Origin of the sequence: Brevibacillus fluminis (assembly GCF_003710825.1) — a bacterium.
Lineage (GTDB): Bacteria > Bacillota > Bacilli > Brevibacillales > Brevibacillaceae > Brevibacillus_D > Brevibacillus_D fluminis.
The window spans coordinates 65,547-87,787 of record NZ_RHHQ01000019.1; the positions used below are offsets into that span (position 1 = coordinate 65,547).

The window sequence follows — 22,241 nt, forward strand, 5'->3', positions numbered from 1 at the left end:
TCCACCTTTTGGGGATACTAGGGAGTATCAAGTGGGGGTGGAAAAAGATGAGTTTTCGCTATGTTTGTCGCTGCTGCGGCATGAAAATTGTCGAGTTTGATCAATCCATGGTGACGGAAGTTCAATTGGGTCTTGATGCCTTGACCCCTGAAGAACGCCACCATATAATATCCAAAGAACAAAATGGAGATACGGTTATCCGCATCGTCTGCGATTATTGCCGCGATGCTTTCAATGAACATCCGGAGCTTTCGTTGGTGGGGAGTCCTTTGCAGTAATCGTCAGGCAAAGGGAGATAGGCGATAGATGTCCGCAAACGGCTTGCACGGACGAGGTCTTGGCTTATTGTCTAAGCCAAGGCTTATTTTCGCATGAGAGAAGGGTTGGAGAGGAGCTAGGATGCATGCAAGTCATTATCAATTCATTTAAACAAGATTCCCAATTTGGAACAATTGCGACGGGAATCGCACGAGGTCTGAAGGAACAGCTGATTTCCGGCCTCGCTGGATCAGCGCGTCAGGTCATGATGGCTGGGCTGTATCAGCAACTGGGCCGTCCACTATGCGTCGTTACCCATAACATGTTTCAAGCGCAGAAAGTGTACGAGGATCTCGCGGAGCTGGTTCCAGCTGATCAAGTGCTCCTCTTTCCGGCCAATGAACTGATTGGATCAGAGCTGGCTGTAGCTAGTCCAGAGATGCTGGCGCAACGCATACAGGTGTTCAACCGTTTAGCCAAGGGCTTTACGGGTATTTTGGTTGTGCCTTTTGCCGGTTTGCGCCGCATGGTCGTGCCGCAGAATGTGTGGAAAGACGCGCAGATCACGCTGCACAAGGATCAGGAGCTGGATGTCGACAGCTTTTTGCTGCGGCTCATTGAGCTGGGCTACGAACGGGTGGAGATGGTTGAGCGCAAAGGCGAGCTGAGCGTGCGCGGCGGGATTATCGACCTGTTTCCGCATGATTCTGAATGGCCTGTGCGCATTGAGCTTTTCGATGTGGAGATCGATTCGATCCGCACGTTTGACATGGTGACGCAGCGTTCCTATGACAAAGTCGACGAATATACGATCGGCCCGGCCAAGGAGCTCATTTTGACAAACGAGCTGCTGAAAGAAGCGGCTGTCCGACTGGAGCGCAAGCTTGGCGAAACGCTGGCGAAGCTCAAAGAGGGGCAATCGAAGGAAAAAGTGCTGCACAACATCGGTGCAGACATAGAGCTCATGCAAGAAGGACAGCGCTTTCCGCGTCTGTCTACCTATATATCCGCTATATATCCGGAGCAGGCGACATTGCTCAATTATTTGACAGAGGACACGGTGCTGATCATCGATGAGCCGTCGCGTGTCTTGGAGACGGCGGCACAGCTGCAAAAAGAAGAGGGCGAATGGCAGACTGCACGCATCTTGGAAGGCGAGTTCATGGCCAATTTGCCATTTTCCTGTACGTATGATGAGGTTATCCTGTCCCATAAGCGTCCGCTTGTGTATTTGTCGCTGTTCCTGCGTCAATCGCCAAAAACACAGCCTCAAAACATTGTGAATATTAATTGTCGGACGATGCAGAATTTCCATGGACAGATGAATGTCCTGAAAAGCGAACTAGCACGCTGGGTGAAAGGGCAGAACCAGATTTTGTTCGTCGCCGCCGATCAGGAGCGCGCCAAGCGTTTGGAGCGCGTCTTGAGCGATTATGAGATGGAAGCCGACTTGCTGCTGGGGTCGGTCGAGGTGGTTCCGCCGGGACGTCCCGTCATCATCATGGGGAACATGCAGACTGGCTTTGAGCTGCCGTTAAACAAGCTTGTCGTTATCACGGAGGGCGAGGTTTTCACCGCCAAACAGCGTAAAGCGCGCAAAGTGCAGCAAAACATGAGCAATGCCGAGCGGATCAAGAACTACATGGAGCTGAAGGCCGGCGACTATGTCGTTCATATCAACCACGGGATTGGGAAGTACTTGGGCATTGAGACGAAGGAAATTCTCGGGATCCATAAAGACTATCTGCATATCCGTTATGCCGGTGGCGACAGCTTGTTCGTGCCGATCGAGCAGATTGACCATGTGCAAAAGTATGTGGCCAGCGAGGAAAACGAGCCGAAGGTGTACAGTCTGGGTGGCAGCGAGTGGAAGCGTGTCAAAACGAAGGTGCAGTCTTCTGTCAAAGATATCGCGGAAGACCTCATCAAGCTGTATGCGGCGCGCGAGCAGGCAGTAGGGTACGGCTTCAACACCGATACGCTGGAGCAGCGTGAATTCGAGGCTATGTTCCCGTATCAGGAAACACCCGATCAACTGCGCGCAATCGCTGAGGTGAAAACGGATATGGAACGAGCGCGTCCAATGGACCGTCTGGTCTGCGGTGACGTAGGCTACGGGAAAACGGAAGTGGCGATTCGCGCTGCCTTCAAAGCGGCGATGGATGGCAAGCAAGTCGCTGTGCTGGTGCCGACGACGATTTTGGCGCAGCAGCACTACGAGACATTCCGCGAGCGTTTTGCCGATTATCCGATCCGTGTCGAGGTGTTGAGCCGTTTCCGCTCCCGTAAGGAACAGACGGCAACCATGAAAGGGATCAAAGAAGGGACCGTCGATGTTGTCATCGGGACGCACCGACTGCTGTCCAAAGATATCATTTTCCGCGATATAGGCTTGCTGATCGTCGACGAGGAGCAGCGTTTCGGGGTAAGCCATAAAGAAAAGCTTAAACAGCTGAAAAACAATGTCGATGTCATCACGCTGACTGCGACACCGATTCCACGTACCCTGCACATGTCGATGCTGGGCGTGCGTGATTTGTCTGTCATTGAAACGCCGCCGGAAAACCGCTTCCCTGTGCAGACGTACGTGATGGAGTACAGCCCGCTTTTGGTGCGCGAAGCGATCGAGCGAGAGCTCGCCCGCGACGGCCAGGTCTTCTTCCTGTACAATCAGGTGCAAGGGATCGAGCAAATGGCGGAGCAGTTGTCCATGCTGGTGCCAGACGCCAAAGTTGCCGTGGCCCATGGCCAGATGAACGAAGGCGAGCTGGAGAGCATCATTCTGGACTTCCTTGACGGTAATTACGATGTATTGGTCAGCACGACGATCATTGAGACAGGCGTAGACATCCCGAACGTAAACACGCTGATCATTTACAATGCCGACCGGATGGGTCTGTCTCAGCTGTATCAGCTGCGCGGACGCGTCGGGCGTTCCAATCGAATTGCCTATGCATATTTCACCTATCAGCCGGACAAAGTGCTGACGGAAGTAGCGGAAAAGCGCCTGCAGGCGATCAAGGAATTCACCGAGCTCGGCTCCGGTTTCAAAATCGCCATGCGCGACTTGTCTATCCGTGGCGCGGGTAATCTGCTTGGTGCTGAGCAGCACGGATTCATCAACTCGGTCGGTTTCGACATGTATACCCAAATGTTGAAGGATGCCATCGATGAGCTGCGCGGAGAGCCTCGTCAACAAATCACGTCCCCGGTGGAGATCAATCTGCAGCTCGATGCATATATCCCGTCGCTGTACATCGTGGACAGCCGGCAAAAGATCGAGATGTACAAAAAATTCGTGGCTACCTCCACGCTCGAGGAAGTCATGGATTTAGCCGACGAGCTTGGCGACCGTTTTGGCGACATTCCGAAGCCGGTGGAGAACTTACTGACCATTTCTCGTCTGCGCGTTTATGCACTGCAATACCACATTACGGAAATTAACCAAAAGGACCCAGACGTCATCAAACTGATGCTGGACCCAAGCCAGAACAAGAAAATCAATGCAGGGAAAATCTACGAAATCGCAGGAGAGGACGGCCGTCGCATCGGGGTCTCCGTGGCGCCGAGTGGACAACATCTGGTTGTAACTGTTAAAGTAAAGGGGTTGACCAGTGATCAAGGCATGAAGATCGTTGAAAAACTGCTCAGCCAATTTGATCAGGTGCAACAAGACTCCAATGGCCAAATTGAAAACCAGCTCGGAGTCAGTCAGTAGAAGGGAGACCATTCATGAAAAAATTCGTGGCTGTTTTATCGACCACCGTATTGACACTGACGTTGCTCTCAGGTTGCGGCCAAGCCGCTGGACAACCGAAGCCGGAGACTACCAAACCGGCAGCGGGTGGCAATGAGGCAGCGAAACCAGAAGCAGAGAAAAATGACGTTTTGGCGCAATTTCCAGCAGTCAAGATTCCCTATACCAATGATCCAAACGCAGTGCTAGCCGAATACAAAGGCGGCAAGCTGGTTGAGAAGGATTTTGAAACGTTCCTTCGCACGATCAACTTCCTCAATCCACAGCAAGGCGCATCGCTGCAATTCGCGGACAGTGCAGCGATCAAGGACTATGTGCGCCAGTATACTGGAACCAAAATCCTGTTTGATCGCGCTGATGACACCATGAAAGCAGCGGCGATGAAACAGGCTGAAGAGCGCTTTGAGAGCTACAAAAAGCAATATGTCGAGCGTCTCGATAAAAAAGAAGAAAACTTCACCAAAATGCTGGAGCAGCAAGGCTTGACCAAAGACGACCTGCTAAAGCAAATGCAGCTGATTGACAGCTCCATCGGTGTGCTGGAAAAAGGCATCGACGAAAATGCTTTGAAGCAAGCATATGAGAAAGCGGATAAAACTCAGTACACGACCGCTTCTGTGCGTCACATCCTGATCTCCACAGAGAGCCGGAAACCGGAAGAAGCGAAGAAGCTGGCTGACGATTTGCTCGCGCGCCTGAAAAAAGGTGAAGATTTTGCTAAGCTGGCAAAAGAATACACCGACGACCCAGGCAGCAAAGAGAGCGGCGGTCTGTACGAAAACGCCAATGTGAACGATTGGGTGCCGGAGTTTAAAAAGGCAGCTTTGACCCAGCCGATCAACCAGATCAGTGATCCGCCTGTAAAAACCGATTACGGCTACCACATCATTCGTGTAGAAAAACGGGAAGTACAACCGTTTGAAAAAGCGAAAGAGCAAATGAAGCAGCAAGAGCTGAATAAGGCGTACGGAAATTTCATTTCGGTTGAACTGGACAAGCTGGTAACCAAATGGAACATTCCAGAGGTTAAACCAGCTGCGGCTAAGTAATATTGGAAGAACTGACAGGGAATCAACCGATTCCCTGTTTTTTCGTTTTGTCGCATATTCTTCAATTCACTGTGAATACTATAACCACTCACTACCGCCGGGGGAGAGAGCACCAAAAAGTTGGCAAAGTTTCCAGTGGTTGATCAATAGTTAAATATAGGCTTTTGGGACAACATACAGGTAACCCTCAATTAACAATAATTTCTCAAGAAAGCGAGGCAACATGACTATGAAGGCAACCGGTATTGTTCGTCGCATCGACGACCTCGGACGAGTGGTGATTCCAAAGGAAATCCGCCGCACTTTACGCATTCGCGAAGGTGATCCTCTTGAGATTTTTGTCGATCGTGATGGGGAAGTTATTCTGAAAAAGTACTCGCCTATCGGTGAGTTGGGTGATTTCGCAAAAGAATATGCGGATTCCTTGTACGAAAGCATGAATCATATGGTCCTTATTTCTGACAGAGATACTGTGATCGCTGTTGCTGGGGCATCCAAGAAGGAATACATGGAAAAAGCTATCGGCAGCATTGTGGAAAAAAGCTTGGAAGAACGCAAAACGCGATTGGAAAAAAACTCAGCCCAATACGAGATCATTCGCGACTTGAATGAGCAATACTCCTCTTTCGTTATCGCACCGATCGTGGCAGGCGGAGATCCCATCGGTGCGGTCATCTTGATCAACAAAAACGAAGCCACGAAAATGGCTGAGCTGGAAATGAAGATGGCGGAAACCGCAGCCGGCTTTTTAGCGAAACAAATGGAGCAATGAAGAGGCAGCCTCGCAAAAGAGCGGGGCTGTTTTTTTCGTATATGGGAGACTCGGATCCCCGTCAAAAGAGGCGGAATCATGTTCTCTGGGACCTCGTCATCGGCTACTGGGAGTTTTGCGTTTGCTTGTGGTATAATGTACGCAGTTTCGGGTTCGAGAGGAGAACGTACATACGATGTCAAGCGAACGAGGTTCCAACCACTTTGTCAAAGGAGCCGCCATCTTGGGCATTGCCGGGTTATTGTCCAAGCTATTGGGTGCGCTTTACCGCATACCTTATCAGAACATCACGGGTGATATCGGTTTATACGTATACATGCAGGTGTACCCGCTGTACACAACGTTGCTGATTTTGGCTACAGCCGGGTTCCCGATCGCTATTTCCAAGATTGTGTCCGAGAGATTAGCCTTGGGAGATACCGACGGTGCGCGCAGAGCCTTTCGCATTGCAAGCGTGTCACTGGTGATACTGGGGCTCTTTTTCTTTTTACTGCTCTATTTAGGAGCGCCGTTGATTGCGAGAATGATGGGAGACGAGCATTTGACGCTACCGCTAAAGGCCGTCGCGTGGTCGCTGCCGTTCGTGCCGATTGCAGCGATTTTGCGCGGGTATTTCCAGGGCCAGCAAAATATGATGCCGACCGGCGTGTCGCAAGTAGTGGAGCAGCTGTTTCGGGTCATTTTCATTTTGGCTGCCGCGTATTGGATGATGGCTGCTTATAATGATGCCTATTTGGCCGGGACGGGCGCGGTATTTGCGGCCCTGCCAGGTGCGCTTGGCGCGATTTTTGTGCTTCTGTTTTACTGGCGCCGTAACAATCTGGGCCAAACAAGCAGAGAAAGCGCGGCCGCGCATGTATCGAGCGTACAGACATGGTCCAACCGGGCAATTGTGCGGAGCCTGCTGTTCTATGCACTGCCGATCTGCTTGGGAGCGTTGGTGCTGCCGCTCATTCCGCTGGTTGACTCCATGACCGTCGTAAACCTGCTACAGTGGAGCGGTACGACCGAAGATTTGGCAAAGCTGCTCAAGGGAGCTTACGACCGCGGCCAGCCTTTGATTCAATTCGGTACGTTTTTCGCCACATCGCTGTCATTGGCCTTGGTGCCAGCAATCAGCGAGGCTGTTACAAAAAAGCAAATGCAGGTGATTGTCAAGCGGACGGAGGTGGCGATCCGCCTCACAATGCTGCTCGGGCTGCCGGCTTCATTCGGCCTGGCGCTTTTGACTGAACCGATCAATATCATGCTGTACGGTGATACGAACGGTAACGAGGCATTGGCCATCCAATCGTTCACCATTTTATTTGCGACGCTGAGCATTGCCACGTCTGGCATTTTGCAAGGGCTGGGGGAAGTGACGCTGCCTGCCCGCCATCTGTTCATCGGTGTGGTCGTGAAGCTGGTGCTGAATTTGGCATTAATCCCGCTTTGGGGAATTTCGGGCGCTGCGATGGCGACGGTTTTGGCTTACGCAGTGGCAATGGCTTTGAATATGATGGCGATTCGCCGCCATATTGAGATGAAATGGAATGTCCAGCATTTCCTAGTGAAGCCGACAATCGCTGTCTTGGTCATGTCGGTATTGGTCATCGTCGTCGAATGGATCACGACTCATTTCTTCGGGGCATTCATCGCAAGCGAGCGGATGCTGTATACGCTAGTTGGCCTATTCGCAGTGGCGACAGGTGGGATCGTGTACGTTGTCGCGTTGATGATGACGGGAGGCATTACCGGGGACGATCTGAAGCTGATGCCAAAAGGGCAAAAACTTCATGCGCTATTTGCCAAGCTACGCTTGGTTCGTTGATATAGATATTTAGAAAAAGGAGGCATGCCGCAATGGCTGCACGGATTCAAGTATTGGGGTTGGGGGCTGGCGATCTCGAACAGTTACCGCTCGGCATGTATAAACAAATAAAAAAAGTGCAAAAGCTGTATGTTCGCACGAAAGAGCATCCGGTCATCGATGAGCTTATCCGCGAAGGTGTACAGGTGGAGTCTTTTGACCATGTGTATCTCCAGCACGGAGGATTTGATGAAGTCTATGAGCAAATCAGCCGCGAATTGTTGGACAAGGCGGAGCAGGAGCAAGAAATTTTATACGCGGTTCCAGGTCATCCCTTGGTTGCGGAACGCACGGTGCAGCTGTTGCTTGAGCAAGCCCGGTCCCAGCAAGTGGAGATTCAGGTGCTGGGTGGTCAAAGCTTTCTTGATCCGCTGTTTGCACGCTTGGCAATCGACCCGATCGAAGGATTTGCTCTGCTCGACGCCACTCGGCTGACCGCACAACAGATCAATCCTGAGCTACATTCGGTCATTGCGCAAGTATACGACCAGCTGACAGCTTCGGATGTGAAGCTGACGCTGATGGAAGTGCTGCCGGATGAGCATCCGGTCACAATCGTCACAGCGGTTGGAGTAGCTGGAATGGAGCATGTCGAAACGGTGCCGCTGTACGAGCTGGATCACCATCAAGGGTTCGGCAATTTGAGCCTCGTTTATGTACAGCCGACTCAGGCCGATACGGTGCGCAATCGACAATTCGCCCGCCTTCGCGAAATCGTCGCGATTTTGCGCAGTCCGGAAGGTTGCCCGTGGGATCGTGAACAGACGCACCAAAGCCTGCGTAAAAACCTCATTGAAGAAAGCTTTGAAGTGCTCGAAGCGATTGACGAGGATGATCCAGATGGGATGTGTGAGGAGCTAGGCGACTTGCTGCTACAGGTGCTGCTGCATTCGCAGATCGCGGTGGAGAACGGCGATTTTAGCATCGACGATGTCATTTTGGGGCTCAATGAAAAGCTGATTCGACGCCATCCGCACGTATTCGGCGAACGCCACGCAGACGATGCGAATGAAGCCTTTGCCACATGGCAGGAGGTAAAAGCAGCTGAAAAGGCGGCGAAAGGCATCGATCCACAGGAGCTTTCCCAGCTGCACGGCATTCCGCGTGAGCTTCCTGCACTTATGTACGCGTACAAGCTGCAGAAAAAGGCGGCTGAGGTCGGCTTTGACTGGGACAATGTAGCGGATGTCGAGAAGAAGATTGAAGAGGAATATGAGGAAGTGAAGCAAGCGACTGCGGAGGAACGCGCTGGGGAGCTGGGCGACTTACTGTTCGCTGTCGTGAATCTGGCACGCTTTTACAAAGTCGATCCTGAAGAAGCGCTCCGGCTGACCAACCGCAAGTTCACGCGCAGGTTTCAATTCATTGAGAAAAAGCTGAAGGAAACAGGGAAGACATTTTCAGAGTCCAGCTTGCCTGAGCTGGACAAATGGTGGGACGAAGCGAAAGCTACGGAATAAGGGGAGATAAACATGAGACTCGATAAATTTTTAAAAGTGTCGCGCTTGATCAAACGCCGCACATTGGCGAAGGATGTTTGCGATCAAAGCCGCGTGGAGATTAACGATCGCCCGGCAAAAGCTTCGAGCAACGTCAAAATCGGGGATACGCTGTCCATTCGTTTTGGTCAAAAACGCGTCATCGTGAAAATCGAGGACATCAAAGAAAATCCGCGCAAGGAAGAGGCGGCCTCGCTGTACTGCTTGGTCGGCGAAATTCCGGTGCCGCGCGATGAGAAGGAAGAAGACGACTACCTGAAAGGGTAGTCTTTTTTTTACAGATAAGAATTTATAAAATTCTTATGCAGTATAAGGGCAACCGCGACTTAAGCCAAAAGCATGGCGTAGCCAGGTTTTCTATTGTCAGGTTCTAATTCGCCCTCTCCATCCATACCTTGTACAAGGGTACGAATTTGTCAGGTGAACGTACGTAAATTTGCGGGTAGGAGGGCTTGGCATGAACGATCATACAAGAAGGCCTCGCCACGAGGTTGTCATGATTAATCGCCGCAGCTTGGCGATTTCCGGTGTGAAAAAAGTGGAGAGCTTTGACAACGAGGAGTTCCTGCTGGAAACGGAAGGCGGATTCCTCACGATTAAGGGGCAAAACCTGCACATGAAAAACTTGAGCTTGGAGACAGGCGAAGTGGCGATCGAGGGGCTTGTCCATGAGATGGCGTATTTGGAGCAAGGGCACGGCGGGGACCGGTCCAAAGGATTTTTCGGTAAGCTGTTCAAGTGAGCATCGCCACACAGCTGCAAACCGTCGCGTTCATGTGTGCCTGCGGCGCCTTGATGGGTACCGGTTTTGATACCTATCAAGTGTTCCGGGGCAAAATCAGCATTCCCCGCTGGCTGATTTTTCTCTTCGATCTCGCGTTTTGGATCGCAAGTGCAGGCATGGTCTTCATTATTCTTGTGAAGGTGAACGACGGCATTGTTCGGTTTCCGGTCTATCTCGGTGTCATCGTAGGAGCGTGGCTCTATTTCGTAGTAGGAAGTAAGTATTATATTCAATTCCTACTTGCCGTGATAAGATTTTCTCAGTGGATCTTTAGGCTGATTGTGCGAATCATAGACATCTTTCTCATCAAACCGATTCAGTTCGTTTATCGACTGATCGTGATGATACTCGGCTTTATCTTAACAATCATTATGACAATCTTGCGGATCGTTTGGAAAATTGTCTATTTCCTCCTTTATCCGTTCATCGTCGTATGGCAGAAAATGGCGAAAAGATTGCATGTACCTTTCACTAAATTTTGGCTACTATTGAAGCAGTGGATCCACAAGAGGACGAAACGAGAGTAAATTTTAACCAAGGATGGATTAATAGATGAGTAAGAATCAGGCTCCCGCCAATAACAAAGGGCAAAAGCGCAGAATGCGCATCTTCATGTTTTTTGTGCTGCTTTTTTCAATCTGGACGGGCTATACCGCGTATCTCCAAAGCGGGCTGTTAACGGAAAAAGAAGAACAGCTGAAACAGCTCCAGGCTGCTTCCGTCGCGGAACAGAAGCTGCAGGCTGAGCTGGCCTATAAGGCAAATCGGCTAAACGACAAAGAGTACCTTGCCGAGCTGGCGCGCAAACAGTGGTATTTAACCAAGCCGGGTGAAATCATCTATATCTTGCCTGAGCAAAAATAAAAGGAGGAGCAGCGGTCTGAATGACTGTCCAAATCGGGAGCAAGCTGGAAGGGAAAGTGACGGGCATCACCAAGTTTGGAGCATTTGTGCTATTGCCAGACGGCGTAACCGGTCTCGTTCATATCAGTGAGATTGCTGATACGTATGTCACCGACATTCATCAACATTTGAAAGTCGGCGATACGGTTACGGTGAAAGTGTTGGGTATCCGTGAAGGTAAAGTGAGCCTTTCCATCAAGAAAGCAGTGGATCAGCCGCGTCCGGCAGCCAAGCCTCCCCGCCAAGCCAAAGAGCGAACTGAAGGCTTTGAAGAGAGGCTGAACCGATTTCTGAAAGAAAGTGAAGACCGCCTATCCTCCGTCCGCAAAAACTCGGACAAAAAAGGGCGAGGACGGTAAAGAAAATCAAAAAAATCTCTTTTAAAAAGAGAAGGTCATTTTGGGGCGATGGAGAATATAATAAAGTAAGCCCGTTTCGCTAAGCGCGAATCACCTGATAGTCGACGTTGAACGCCAAACGTCGGCTATTTTTTTGTCTACTTTGGAAGAGACAGCATCCAAATTTTGCGCGAGACGATTCGGATCATACGTGAGACCAGCCATTCTAGAGGCTGGTTATTTTTATTGCTTATTCGGTTCCAATCAAGACTGGTGCTGGATGAAGGAGAATAAATGCGCACGTACCGACACGCGCGTAATCGTTGGATAATTTGTCGGACGATTTTTGGAATACATTTCAATCTTTTGACAAAATTTACAAGCAACCATTCGTATAATGAGTCTCACGCTTAACAAATCCAAAACGGGTGGTGCATGTATGATGGCAAGCAAAAACCAAGTAATCTCCGCAACGCAATTCAGTTGGAATCAAAATCAAGTGGCAAGCAAATGGTCCCAATGGGGAGACCGCCTGGCGGCCACCGTGCAAAAATGGCATCTGCTCCCGTTGATGATGGGCTTCCTCTTAGGTAGAGCGTTAATCCTCGATGAAATCTCCCCGTTTATCGTCCCCTATTTTATGGTGATGTTTTTTTTGAAACGAGACAGCTTGTTCATAAGTACGATCGCGCTTTTGGGGGGGGCTTTTACACATTCGGTCCCTTTGGGACTGGAATCGCTTTTAAGCATCGTGATCGCGTATATGGCGTGCAGAGTGGCGGGGAAGTTCCGACGAAAGGATTTTTCCCGATTACCCATAATCGTCTTGGTATCGCTATTCGTGAGCCACCTGTTGTTCGATGTCGTGACGGGCCAGGTGACCACGTACAATCTAGTGATGATCGGTGTAGAGGGAGTCCTCTCCTTTGTACTCACCTTGATCTTCATTCAGTCGCTCTCCATCATCCACCTGTCCAAGCCGTATGAGCCTCTGAAAAATGAGGAAATCGTCTGCCTAGTCATTTTGCTGGCTTCTTTGATGACCGGGACCGTGGACTGGACGATTCGCGGCGTATCGATGGAGCACGTGCTCTCCCGTTATTTGCTCCTGTTGTTCGCATTCGCAGGGGGCGGCACGATCGGCGCGGCTGTTGGCGTGGTTACCGGTTTGATTCTAAGTTTGGCCAACGTCAATGCACTGCAGCAAATCAATTTGCTAGCCTTTGCCGGGCTTTTGGCAGGCTTGCTTCGGGAAGGAGGGAAAGTCGGTGTTTCTACCGGTCTGTTGATCGGCGCATCAATCTTGGCGATATACGGCGGTGCGGAGGACATGCTGTATGTTTCCTTGGTGGAAAGCAGTTTGGCAATCCTTTTGTTTGTTCTTACTCCGGCAGTCATCTGGAAAAAAATCGCCCGTTTCATTCCTGGAACGCCTGAGAACCTGCAGTCTCATCAGGATTATATGAGGCGGATACGTGATGTGACCGCTGGTAAGATTCGGAAATTTTCTGATTTATTTACGCAATTATCTCGCAGTTTTGCGCAGACAGCAGCAACGAGCGAGCTGAAGGAGAAACAGATCGATGATTTCATCAGTAGGGTAACCGGGTTTTCATGCCAGCGCTGCTGGAAGAAGGAGCAGTGCTGGGAGCGGGAAACCAAGTCGACGTATGATTCGATGAAGACGCTGGCGGAGACCGTCTATGAGTTCGGCACGCTGCAAGGACAGGCAGTTCCTCGCGACTGGGAACGCAAATGCGTCAAGTCGGACAAAATGATCGAGCTGATGGAACAGGAATATGAGCGCAATCATGCCTATGACCAGCTGAAGAAGCAGGTACTGGAAAGCCGCATGCTTGTTGCTGATCAGCTTTCCGGCGTATCGCGGGTGATGAGCGATTTCGCCAAGGAGATCCAGCGTGAAGGGCTGGAGCTGAGTTTACAGGAAAAACAGGTATCCCATGCATTGGAGGGGTTGGGTCTCTCCGTGCGGAGGGTTGACATACACAGTTTGGATGAAGGTAATGTGGACATCGAGATCAGTCAGCCTACGTGCTATGGAAGAGATGAGTGCGCCAAAATCGTGGCCCCCATGCTCTCGGAAATTTTAGGCGAAAATATTGTAGTGAAGGATCGGCAGTGTGAGGCGTTCAAGGATGGCCACTGCAAAATGTGCTTAACCTCTGCCCGCACGTACGAAATCGAAATCGGAGTAGCAGGAGCGGCGAAGGATGGAAAATTGTTGTCTGGCGATAGTTTCAAAACGATGGATCTCGGTAATGGCAGGATGGCTTTGGCGATTAGCGATGGCATGGGCAATGGCGAGCGTGCGTTTATGGAGAGTCAGTCAGCATTGGAAATTTTGCAGCAGCTTCTCAAGGCAGGCATCGATGAAAAGCTCTCCATCAAGACGGTTAATTCCGTATTGGCCTTGCGCTCCACCGAGGAGATGTTTGCGACAGTCGACCTTGCTTTGATCGATTTGAAGTCAGCTCATACGAGATTTGTCAAAATCGGCTCCACGCCAAGCTTCATCAAGCGCGGCACGGATGTGATTACGGTGACGGCTAACAATTTGCCTGCAGGCATTCTCGAGGAGATCGAGGTGGACGTAGTGTCGCGTACGTTAAAACCGGGTGATCTTTTGGTGATGATGTCGGACGGGATTTATGAGGCGCCGCGCCATATTGAAAACAGGCAAATGTGGATGAAGCGGATTATTTCCGAGCTGGCCACGAATGACCCCCAGGAGGTGGCAGATTTGCTGTTGGAGCGGGTGATTCGCCAGCATTCCGGAAATATCGTCGATGATATGACCGTGCTCGTCGCAAGAGTGGACCGCTTCGTTCCACAATGGTCGGCGATCCATGTGAAGGGAATGGACCGAATCGAACGACCGCGAGTCGTCAGTTAAAGGAGGAGTCAATTCGCAAGTATGAACGCAAGTCCCCCCGTCGATACTGATAGAAAAGTAACGGATTTCAGAATAAAACGGGGAGGCTGTATTTCATGAAACGATTAGGGAGTTTACGTCAAATTCTGGTTGTAACCGATGGGTGCTCCAATTCCGGGATCAGTCCGGTGGCAGCAGCCGCGATGGCGCGCGAGCAAGGAATTACCGTCAACGTGATTGGGGTGGTGGAGCGGGAAGAGATGGGAGCTTCTGGTGAAAAGGAAGTTCGTGAAATTGCACAGGCGGGAGGTGGCTTAAGCGATATCGTCTATCCGACGCAGCTGGCCCAAACGGTGCAGATGCTGACGCGCAAGGCAATGACGAGGACGATCCATCAAGTCGTCAATCAGGAGCTCAAAGCGATTCTTGGGGAAGTGCCACTGGATGATTTGGCTCCGGAAAAACGGATGCAGGTGGCAGGGATGGTGGACGATCTGGGTGAGGAAAGCAATTTGGAGGTCGTCATGCTCGTCGACAGCTCCGGAAGCATGAAACCAAAATTGCCGTCAGTCCAAATGGCCATTCATGATTTCAGCATCAGTCTGCGTTCGCGTCACGGATCGAGCAAAATGGCGGTGTCCACATTTCCTGGGAAACATTCGCATATGGAGGTGCGGATTCCATGGACGGACCAAATTGATCAAGCCCATCAGTTGACGACCGGATTGGTCATGAGCGGCATTACGCCGACGGGGCCAGCGATCATCGAAGCGATGGCATTGTTTGAACAGAATAAGAAGTCTGCCGGAGGAGCGGATTGGCAGCAAGCAGAGCCAAGGCGCAGGGCGCAAAACGACAACGACGGGTATCTGCAAGATCATGTATTCTAACCTCAAAATCCCGGCACTCCCGCACCAGTTCAGCGGAAAATGGAATCGTCGCGTCTACCGGGTGCTTCATGAGATCGGGAAAGGAGCGAACGGAGTCGTTTACCAAGTCATAAATGAAGGGAAGGTGCAAGCGTTAAAGATCGGAACCGACCCGATGGATTTGCTGATGGAGGTGAACATGCTAAAGAGCGTCCATCAACGGCCCGGCCAACAGGTAGGACCGGCCTTGTGCGACGTGGATGATGTGGTCATCAACAATCGGACGTATACCTTTTACAGCATGGAATACTTGGCTGGGGAACGGCTGGATTTGTATATCGAACGCGTTGGAAGGGATTGGACTCCTGTCGCAATGGTCCAATTGCTTTCGCGCCTGGAGGTGTTGCATGCGCAAGGCTGGATTTTCGGGGATTTGAAGCCGGAAAATACAATCATGGCGCGGCCGGAAAAGTCACTGCGACTGATTGATTTCGGAGGAGTCACCAAAATCGGGAATGCCGTGCGCCAGTTTACAGAGGATTATGACCGGGCCGCCTGGTATGCAGGTGATAGGCGAGCAGACGTAGGCTACGATTTGTTTGCAGCAGCGATGGTGATGATACGTCTGCTTTTGCCAGCAGAAGAATGGAGGAGAATTAAGAAGGGGACACGCCATGTCCATACGCTCTGTGATATAATACAAGAAAATCTGCTACTCAAACCGTATCGGTACATTTTGGTTCGAGCACTGAACGGTAAATACACCCGCGCGGAAACAATGAAGCAGGATCTCATGGATTCATTTGTCCGCATGCAGGGAACCAAATTGCGTAAAAAAAGCAATGCAGGTAGATGGCTTGGCAGTGTAGCGATCGTAATGATGCTCCTGGCAGCCGGATTTTTGTACTTTCAGAGAATGTAGGATGAAGGTATAAGAAAAAACTGCCACATTCGCAATTTGGCCTCGCGAGAAGCTTAGTTTTTCGAATATGTTGCGCGGATGTGAGGGATTGATATGGCGATCACAGATGATCTCGTAATGGACACGTGCCTATTGGCCGGAGAAACGATGCTGAAAAACGGAGGTGAAACCTACCGGGCGGAAGAAACGATGGCATTGATCGCCAAAGCGGCCGGTATGGAAAGCGTAAACAGTTCGGTTACTCCTACGAGCATTATCCTCTCGTACCGTTGTGGGGACAGGGATCATACCCGGATGATTCGCATTTATGACCGGACATTTGACTTGAATAAGGTGACCTTGATCAATGAGGTTTCCCGACAATATGTCTCGGGCAAAATAACATTACTTCAATCATACCAGCGGCTGCGCGAAATTGACCAAAAGCGGCCGCTTTATCCCGTTTGGCTTCAACACACGGCGGCTGGCTTAGCCAGCGGCTCTTTTGCCATTTTGATCGGCGGCGATTTATACGATTTCATTCCGACGGCAATCGCCGGTACGTTGGTGAACATCGGCGCAACGTTGATCCCGTCTTTTTTGCAGGTTAAATTTTTCGCGGAATTTTTAGCTGGGTTCATTGGCGGTTTATTCGTGCTGCTCAGTTTTGTGCTAATCCCCTCGTTGCATTTCAATTCCATGATCATTTCCGCCATGCTGCCTCTATTTCCCGGCGTCGCCGTGACCAATTCCTTGCGCGATCTGATGGCGGGGGATTTGATGGCTGGGATGGCCAGAGGTGTGGAGGCGATGCTTACTGCACTATCGGTGGCGGTGGCGACTGTTATCATAATTTCATTCTTGAGGTGATACGATGCCGTGGTGGCAAGGGTTAAGTTTTAGTTTGATGTCGACGGTAGCGTATTGCATTTTGTTTAATGTGCCGATTCGCACCTTGTTTGCGGGGGGCATGGTGGGGATGACCGGATGGGTCGTGTTCCAGGTAATGACGGTGAACGGTGCCTCGCTGACGCTGGCGACGTTTGGTGCGGCGACGACGGTCTCGCTCTTGAGCCAGTTCCTTTCGATCTTTTTGCGTGTGCCATCGACCAATTTCAGCGTCTCTGGCATCATTCCGCTTGTTCCCGGATCCAAGGCCTACAAGGCGATGCTGGCTTTCGTAAACGGCGAAAACCTCGACGGCGTGACATTGGTTACGTTGACCGCATTCGCGGCGGGAGCGATCGCTGCTGGCCTGATACTCGGCATCTCCATTTTCTCGGTTTGGAAAGGAATCGTGACCCGCTATGCTGCGAAGCGTGCAAAAGCAACTTGAGACGGAACAGCTGCTCGCCCCCGGGGAAACGATTGTCATCGGCGTCTCCGGCGGTGTCGATTCCACGGTGCTCCTGCATCTGCTACACTCTCTTAATGTGATGTATCAGCACGGCTGGAAGCTGCATGCCGTCCATCTGAATCATTGTTTTCGAGGAGAGGAAGCCAGACAGGATGCTGCCTACGTAAAAAGCTTCTGTGAGGAGCTTTCGATCCATGTCCATCTGTTCGAAAAGGACGTTCCCGCCTACATGGAAGAGACGGGCCTGGGAGCACAAGAGGCAAGCCGCAATTTGCGGTACGAGTTATACGAGCAAGTTGCCCGGAACGTGAAGGCGACAAAGGTAGCGGTCGCTCACCATGCAGACGACCAGGTCGAGACGATTTTGTACCGGATGCTGCGGGGGACGAGTGCAAGCGGATTGTCCGGCATGCCGATGCGCAGGCGGCTCTTCGAGGATGTCGAGCTGATTCGACCGCTTTTGCCGTTCTATAAGGAGCAGCTTATTTCATACAGTAATCAGGTGGGACTCGTTCCCCACGAGGACAGTAGCAACCAATCGCGCAAATATCAGCGCAATAAGCTGCGTCTCGATGTCCTGCCGATGTTTGATTCGATCAATCCGCGGTATCGTGAGCATATTTTGCAATTGGCGTATACGATTCGCCAAGAAGATACATATCTAATGGAGAAAAGTAGAGAGGCTCTTGCGCAGGTGGCGGAAACATGGGAGCCCAATCGAATTGTCGTCTCGCTTAACAAGTTTCAAAGTTGTGACCTTGCTTTACAAAGGAGAATGATTACACTAATATTAAGTTATCTGTCAAGTAGAATAGAGTGGTCTTCGCAGCATGTGGAGGCCGTTTTACGTGTTGGTATAGGGGAAAACCCTTCAGCCGTGTATTATTTGCCGAATAAGCTCGCTGTCAAGCGGGTGTACAATCAATTGCATTTTAGCGAAGGCAGCCTTCTTTTGGAGCAGCATACAGGTCCATTCCGATACGATTTGGATAAGCCTGGAGTGACTTTTATCAAAGAAAGCGGCCTGGAGTTCCGACTGTCGATACAGAGCTCGATAGAGGCATTGCCCCGTCTGGGAAAATGCGCAGCCCTGTTCGATTTGGACCGTTTACCGGGAGCACTTGCCGTGCGCAATCGGCAAAATGGTGACCGAATTTCTTTATTAGGATCGGCCGGATCGACCAAACTAAAGGAAGCAATGATTGATGCAAAGGTTCCACGACATCTCCGCGATCGCTTGCCTGTTGTGGTGAGCGGCGACGAGATCATATGGGTTCCGGGCGTGCGCAGATCATCCGTTGCAGTTGTTGACGGGAATACGACACGCGTGTTGCAAGTGGAAGTAGAGTATGGAGAAGAGTGGCAGGAGGTTTTTGAATGAACGGCGACATCGAGAAAATTATGATCAGTGAGGAGCAGATCGCTGTCAAAGTGAAAGAACTGGGCGGCATTCTGGCTGAGGAATATCGGGACAAAAATCCTTTGCTCATTTGCGTGCTGAAGGGAGCCATCATTTTTATGGCTGACTTGATCCGGCAAATGGACATTCGCTGCGAAATGGATTTCATGGCTGTATCGAGCTATGGCAGCGGCACCGAAAGCTCCGGCATGGTGCGAATTCTAAAGGATTTGGACACGTCCGTACAAGATCGCCACGTCATTGTGGTGGAAGACATCATGGACAGCGGCCTTACTTTGAGTCGCCTGGTAGAGCTTCTGCGTCACCGCGAGGCAGCATCCGTAAAAGTGGTTACTCTCTTGAACAAACCGGACCGTCGCAAGGTGGAAATCACCCCAGATTACAGCGGCTATGATATTCCGGATGAGTTTGTCGTTGGCTATGGTTTGGATTATGCAGAGAACTATCGGAACTTGCCTTACATCGGCGTGCTGAAACCAGAGGTTTATGCCAAGTAGTCAAGTTGTGAAGAACACACTGCATATGATAAAATATGAAAAGTGTCTTTTTCGCGAGAGGAGGTAAGGAATGAATCGCTTTTTCCGCAATACAGGCTTCTATCTACTCATTTTTCTTGTCACGGTAGGGATTGTCAATTTCGTCCTCTCCGGAACCGACAAGACGATACAGCTCACGTATCAAGAATTTCGTTCACAGCTGATTAACGACAATGTTTCTGAAGTTGCATTACGCCCTGAAGGCGGTACATACCGAGTGGAAGGTAAGTTGAGTAAGGCGGAGGCAGGTAAAGAATCCTTTACCACCAACGTACCGCTTTATGAGACGGACATCGTGTCCATTCTAAATGCAAAAATTGATGATAAGAAAGTGAATAAGGTAGAGTTCAAACCGCAGGAAGGAAACAATATTTGGCTCACCTTCCTGACCTCGATCATTCCTTTCGTAATCATCTTTATTCTCTTCTTCTTTTTGTTGAACCAGGCGCAGGGTGGCGGAAGCCGTGTCATGAACTTCGGCAAAAGCCGTGCGAAGCTGTACAACGACGAGAAGAAACGGGTTACGTTTGACGACGTAGCGGGCGCTGATGAAGAGAAGCAGGAGCTCGTAGAAGTCGTTGAATTCTTGAAAGACCCTCGCAAATTCGCTGCGGTGGGCGCCCGCATTCCTAAGGGTGTTCTCTTGGTGGGGCCTCCGGGTACCGGTAAAACGCTTTTGGCGCGCGCTGTTGCTGGTGAAGCAGGCGTTCCGTTCTTCAGCATTTCCGGTTCGGATTTCGTAGAAATGTTCGTCGGGGTTGGGGCATCCCGCGTGCGCGATCTCTTTGAGAACGCAAAGAAAAACGCTCCGTGCATCATCTTCATCGACGAGATCGATGCGGTTGGTCGTCAACGCGGCGCCGGTTTGGGTGGCGGACACGACGAGCGAGAACAGACGCTGAACCAGTTGCTGGTTGAGATGGACGGTTTCGGTGCCAACGAAGGAATCATCATGGTTGCCGCTACGAACCGCCCTGACATTCTTGACCCTGCGCTGTTGCGTCCAGGACGCTTTGACCGCCAGATCACGGTAGACCGTCCGGATGTAAAAGGACGCGAAGCCGTACTGAAAGTTCATGCGCGCAACAAGCCGTTGGGCGATGACTTGGATATCGATGTCATTGCTCGCCGAACGCCAGGATTTACCGGAGCTGATCTGGAAAACCTGCTGAACGAGGCGGCATTGCTCACAGCTCGTAAAAACAAGAAAACGATCAACATGGATGAGATCGACGAAGCCATCGACCGCGTCATCGCAGGTCCGGCGAAAAAATCCCGCGTTATCACCGAGGATGAAAGACGTCTGGTCGCTTACCATGAAGCAGGACATACAATCGTTGGCTATCATTTGAAAAATGCCGATATGGTACATAAAGTAACGATCATTCCTCGCGGCCAAGCAGGCGGATACACTGTAATGCTACCAAAAGAAGACCGTTATTTTGCTACCAAGACCGATTTGCTGGATAAAATCGTCGGTCTGCTTGGTGGACGTGTTGCTGAGGAATTGGTTTTGGGAGACATCAGTACTGGTGCCCACAACGACTTCCAACGTGCTACTGGCATCGCCCGCGCGATGATCACCGAATACGGGATGAGCCGTTTGGGTCCAATGCAATTCGGTGTACGACAAGGCCAAGTTTTCCTGGGACGCGATATTGGTCATGAGCGGAACTACTCCGAACAGATCGCATATGAGATCGACCAGGAAATGCAGCGCATCATTACCGAGCAGTATGATCGATGCAAAGAGCTTCTTACCAAATTTGGCGACCAGCTCGAATTGATCGCTCAAACATTGCTCCGTGTGGAAACGCTCGATGCCGAACAGATCAGACAACTGATCGAAAACGGCAAGCTTGACAAAGAACCAACGGAAAACAAAGACGTGGTTGTTCATATCCAGCCAAAAGCGGAAGAGAACAAAAACGAAGAATAAGATGCAAGCAAAAAAGGAGTGCACATGCGCTCCTTTTTTGTACATATGAATAAAACAGTTTGGCGTGGCCAAGTTTTTGATGAATCGCTCCAAAGCGTTCATTTTTCTGTATAATAGGCATCATAATGAGAGGAGGATCAGGATGACATTTTCTCACATAAAAGCAGTTGCGTTTGATATGGATGGAACTCTTTTAGATGGGCGTTCTGAGCTATCCCAAGAAAACCGGGCAGCTTGTGAAGCGTTGCGCGCAAGTGGGCGCAAGATTTTGATTTCGACAGGCCGTACATACAAGTCCGCGCAGCTTCCGCTGGACGGCTTCGCTTTTGACGGGTATGTGTGCAGCAATGGAGCGACCGTGTATGAAGCCGACGGATCGATGGTACATTATCACAAGCTAGAAGCAGAAGCCGTGATTGGCATTCTGGAGGAGCTTCATGAATTGCCCCTGTACTACGAAATGCATGACATCGAGAGCAACCGATGGATTGTGAAGGAAGATCGGCAACGGATGGAGGATATGATCGGTGAAGACGAGCTGATCGAGGGAATCAATTGGCGCCGCTTCACGTTTTACAATATGACGGCATCGGCCAGCCGTGAGGAGTTATTCGCTCGCATTCGATCAGGTGAGCTGGAGATTGTGAAAATTTTCATTTGGCACGCTCAGCCAGAAGTGTTGATCGGGGTGCGGAATGATTTAGAGCGCTGGGGGTCAAAAGCATTGATTACCACCTCGGGCCCGCACAATCTGGAGATGATTCCACCTGGGGTCAGCAAATGGGAAGGGCTGAAATACTTTTGCCGTAAATGGGAGCTCTCAGCGGAAGAAATCATGGCCTTCGGCGATTCCGACAACGACTTGGAAATGCTGACGTATGCAGGCGCATCCGTGGCGATGGAAAACAGTTCAGCCAATGTCGAGCGGGTTGCCAAGTTTCGCGCCGGGAATCATACAGAAAACGGGGTCGCACAATTTATCAACAAATATATCGTGAAATAAGTCACAAGAAAAAAGTTTGACCAGTTTGTGCTGATTGACAAGGCAAATGAACAGGGGATACAATGACCGTACATGCTGACCTATTCGTCAATGAGCGACTATACACTAGGAGGA

At 50.6% G+C, this 22,241-nt stretch carries 20 protein-coding genes; all 20 read left to right on the top strand.

Annotation, left to right across the window (positions count from 1 at the left end):
• Positions 1 to 47 precede the first annotated feature (47 nt).
• Positions 48 to 278 (top strand): anti-sigma-F factor Fin, encoded by a 231-nt coding sequence (locus tag EDM56_RS22895; RefSeq protein ID WP_122920251.1) that lies wholly within the window; start codon positions 48 to 50, stop codon positions 276 to 278.
• A gap of 125 nt (positions 279 to 403) precedes the next feature.
• Entirely contained in the window at positions 404 to 3,976 is a 3,573-nt protein-coding gene (gene mfd, locus EDM56_RS22900) for a transcription-repair coupling factor (RefSeq protein ID WP_122920252.1), read from the top strand.
• Between the two features lie 14 nt (positions 3,977 to 3,990).
• Positions 3,991 to 5,064 (top strand): peptidylprolyl isomerase, encoded by a 1,074-nt coding sequence (locus EDM56_RS22905; protein WP_122920253.1) that lies wholly within the window; start codon positions 3,991 to 3,993, stop codon positions 5,062 to 5,064.
• 229 nt (positions 5,065 to 5,293) lie between these two features.
• The gene (spoVT, locus tag EDM56_RS22910) at positions 5,294 to 5,836 is read left to right on the top strand and encodes a stage V sporulation protein T (protein ID WP_122920254.1); all 543 of its coding nucleotides are present in this window, start codon (positions 5,294 to 5,296) and stop codon (positions 5,834 to 5,836) included.
• A gap of 175 nt (positions 5,837 to 6,011) precedes the next feature.
• A complete protein-coding gene (locus tag EDM56_RS22915; RefSeq protein WP_122920255.1) occupies positions 6,012 to 7,646 on the top strand; it encodes a putative polysaccharide biosynthesis protein in 1,635 nt (544 codons plus the stop codon).
• Positions 7,647 to 7,678: 32 nt separating this feature from the next.
• Positions 7,679 to 9,145 carry a bifunctional methyltransferase/pyrophosphohydrolase YabN gene (gene yabN, locus EDM56_RS22920; protein WP_122920256.1) on the top strand — a complete coding sequence of 489 codons (1,467 nt, stop codon included), beginning with the start codon at positions 7,679 to 7,681 and terminating at the stop codon, positions 9,143 to 9,145.
• A 12-nt stretch (positions 9,146 to 9,157) separates the two neighbouring features.
• A complete protein-coding gene (locus EDM56_RS22925; protein WP_122920257.1) occupies positions 9,158 to 9,451 on the top strand; it encodes an RNA-binding S4 domain-containing protein in 294 nt (97 codons plus the stop codon).
• Between the two features lie 190 nt (positions 9,452 to 9,641).
• Positions 9,642 to 9,926 (top strand): sporulation protein YabP, encoded by a 285-nt coding sequence (gene yabP / locus EDM56_RS22930; RefSeq protein WP_122920258.1) that lies wholly within the window; start codon positions 9,642 to 9,644, stop codon positions 9,924 to 9,926.
• A complete protein-coding gene (gene yabQ, locus EDM56_RS22935) occupies positions 9,923 to 10,495 on the top strand; it encodes a spore cortex biosynthesis protein YabQ (RefSeq protein WP_122920259.1) in 573 nt (190 codons plus the stop codon). Before yabP ends, yabQ begins: the two co-directional genes overlap by 4 nt.
• A 25-nt stretch (positions 10,496 to 10,520) precedes the next feature.
• Positions 10,521 to 10,832, top strand: coding sequence for an FtsB family cell division protein (locus EDM56_RS22940; RefSeq protein WP_122920260.1), 312 nt, complete (start codon positions 10,521 to 10,523; stop codon positions 10,830 to 10,832).
• Between the two features lie 20 nt (positions 10,833 to 10,852).
• Positions 10,853 to 11,230, top strand: a complete 378-nt coding sequence (locus tag EDM56_RS22945; RefSeq protein WP_122920261.1) for a S1 RNA-binding domain-containing protein — start codon at positions 10,853 to 10,855, stop codon at positions 11,228 to 11,230.
• Between the two features lie 418 nt (positions 11,231 to 11,648).
• On the top strand, positions 11,649 to 14,123 hold the full coding sequence (gene spoIIE, locus EDM56_RS22950) for a stage II sporulation protein E (protein ID WP_122920262.1): 2,475 nt from the start codon (positions 11,649 to 11,651) through the stop codon (positions 14,121 to 14,123).
• A 95-nt stretch (positions 14,124 to 14,218) separates the two neighbouring features.
• Positions 14,219 to 14,992, top strand: a complete 774-nt coding sequence (locus tag EDM56_RS22955; RefSeq protein WP_122920263.1) for a vWA domain-containing protein — start codon at positions 14,219 to 14,221, stop codon at positions 14,990 to 14,992.
• On the top strand, positions 14,886 to 15,893 hold the full coding sequence (locus tag EDM56_RS22960; protein ID WP_246009495.1) for a protein kinase domain-containing protein: 1,008 nt from the start codon (positions 14,886 to 14,888) through the stop codon (positions 15,891 to 15,893). Before EDM56_RS22955 ends, EDM56_RS22960 begins: the two co-directional genes overlap by 107 nt.
• 99 nt (positions 15,894 to 15,992) lie before the next feature.
• On the top strand, positions 15,993 to 16,742 hold the full coding sequence (locus tag EDM56_RS22965; RefSeq protein ID WP_122920337.1) for a threonine/serine exporter family protein: 750 nt from the start codon (positions 15,993 to 15,995) through the stop codon (positions 16,740 to 16,742).
• 4 nt (positions 16,743 to 16,746) lie between these two features.
• Positions 16,747 to 17,208, top strand: a complete 462-nt coding sequence (locus EDM56_RS22970; protein ID WP_122920265.1) for a threonine/serine exporter family protein — start codon at positions 16,747 to 16,749, stop codon at positions 17,206 to 17,208.
• Complete coding sequence (tilS, locus tag EDM56_RS22975; RefSeq protein ID WP_122920266.1) at positions 17,180 to 18,610, top strand: tRNA lysidine(34) synthetase TilS; 1,431 nt, start codon at positions 17,180 to 17,182, stop codon at positions 18,608 to 18,610. Before EDM56_RS22970 ends, tilS begins: the two co-directional genes overlap by 29 nt.
• Positions 18,607 to 19,146 carry a hypoxanthine phosphoribosyltransferase gene (hpt, locus tag EDM56_RS22980; RefSeq protein WP_122920267.1) on the top strand — a complete coding sequence of 180 codons (540 nt, stop codon included), beginning with the start codon at positions 18,607 to 18,609 and terminating at the stop codon, positions 19,144 to 19,146. Before tilS ends, hpt begins: the two co-directional genes overlap by 4 nt.
• A gap of 70 nt (positions 19,147 to 19,216) precedes the next feature.
• Positions 19,217 to 21,124: an ATP-dependent zinc metalloprotease FtsH gene (gene ftsH / locus EDM56_RS22985; protein WP_122920268.1), complete on the top strand. Its 1,908-nt coding sequence runs from the start codon at positions 19,217 to 19,219 to the stop codon at positions 21,122 to 21,124.
• A 142-nt stretch (positions 21,125 to 21,266) separates the two neighbouring features.
• The gene (locus tag EDM56_RS22990) at positions 21,267 to 22,127 is read left to right on the top strand and encodes an HAD family hydrolase (protein ID WP_122920269.1); all 861 of its coding nucleotides are present in this window, start codon (positions 21,267 to 21,269) and stop codon (positions 22,125 to 22,127) included.
• Positions 22,128 to 22,241: the final 114 nt, after the last annotated feature.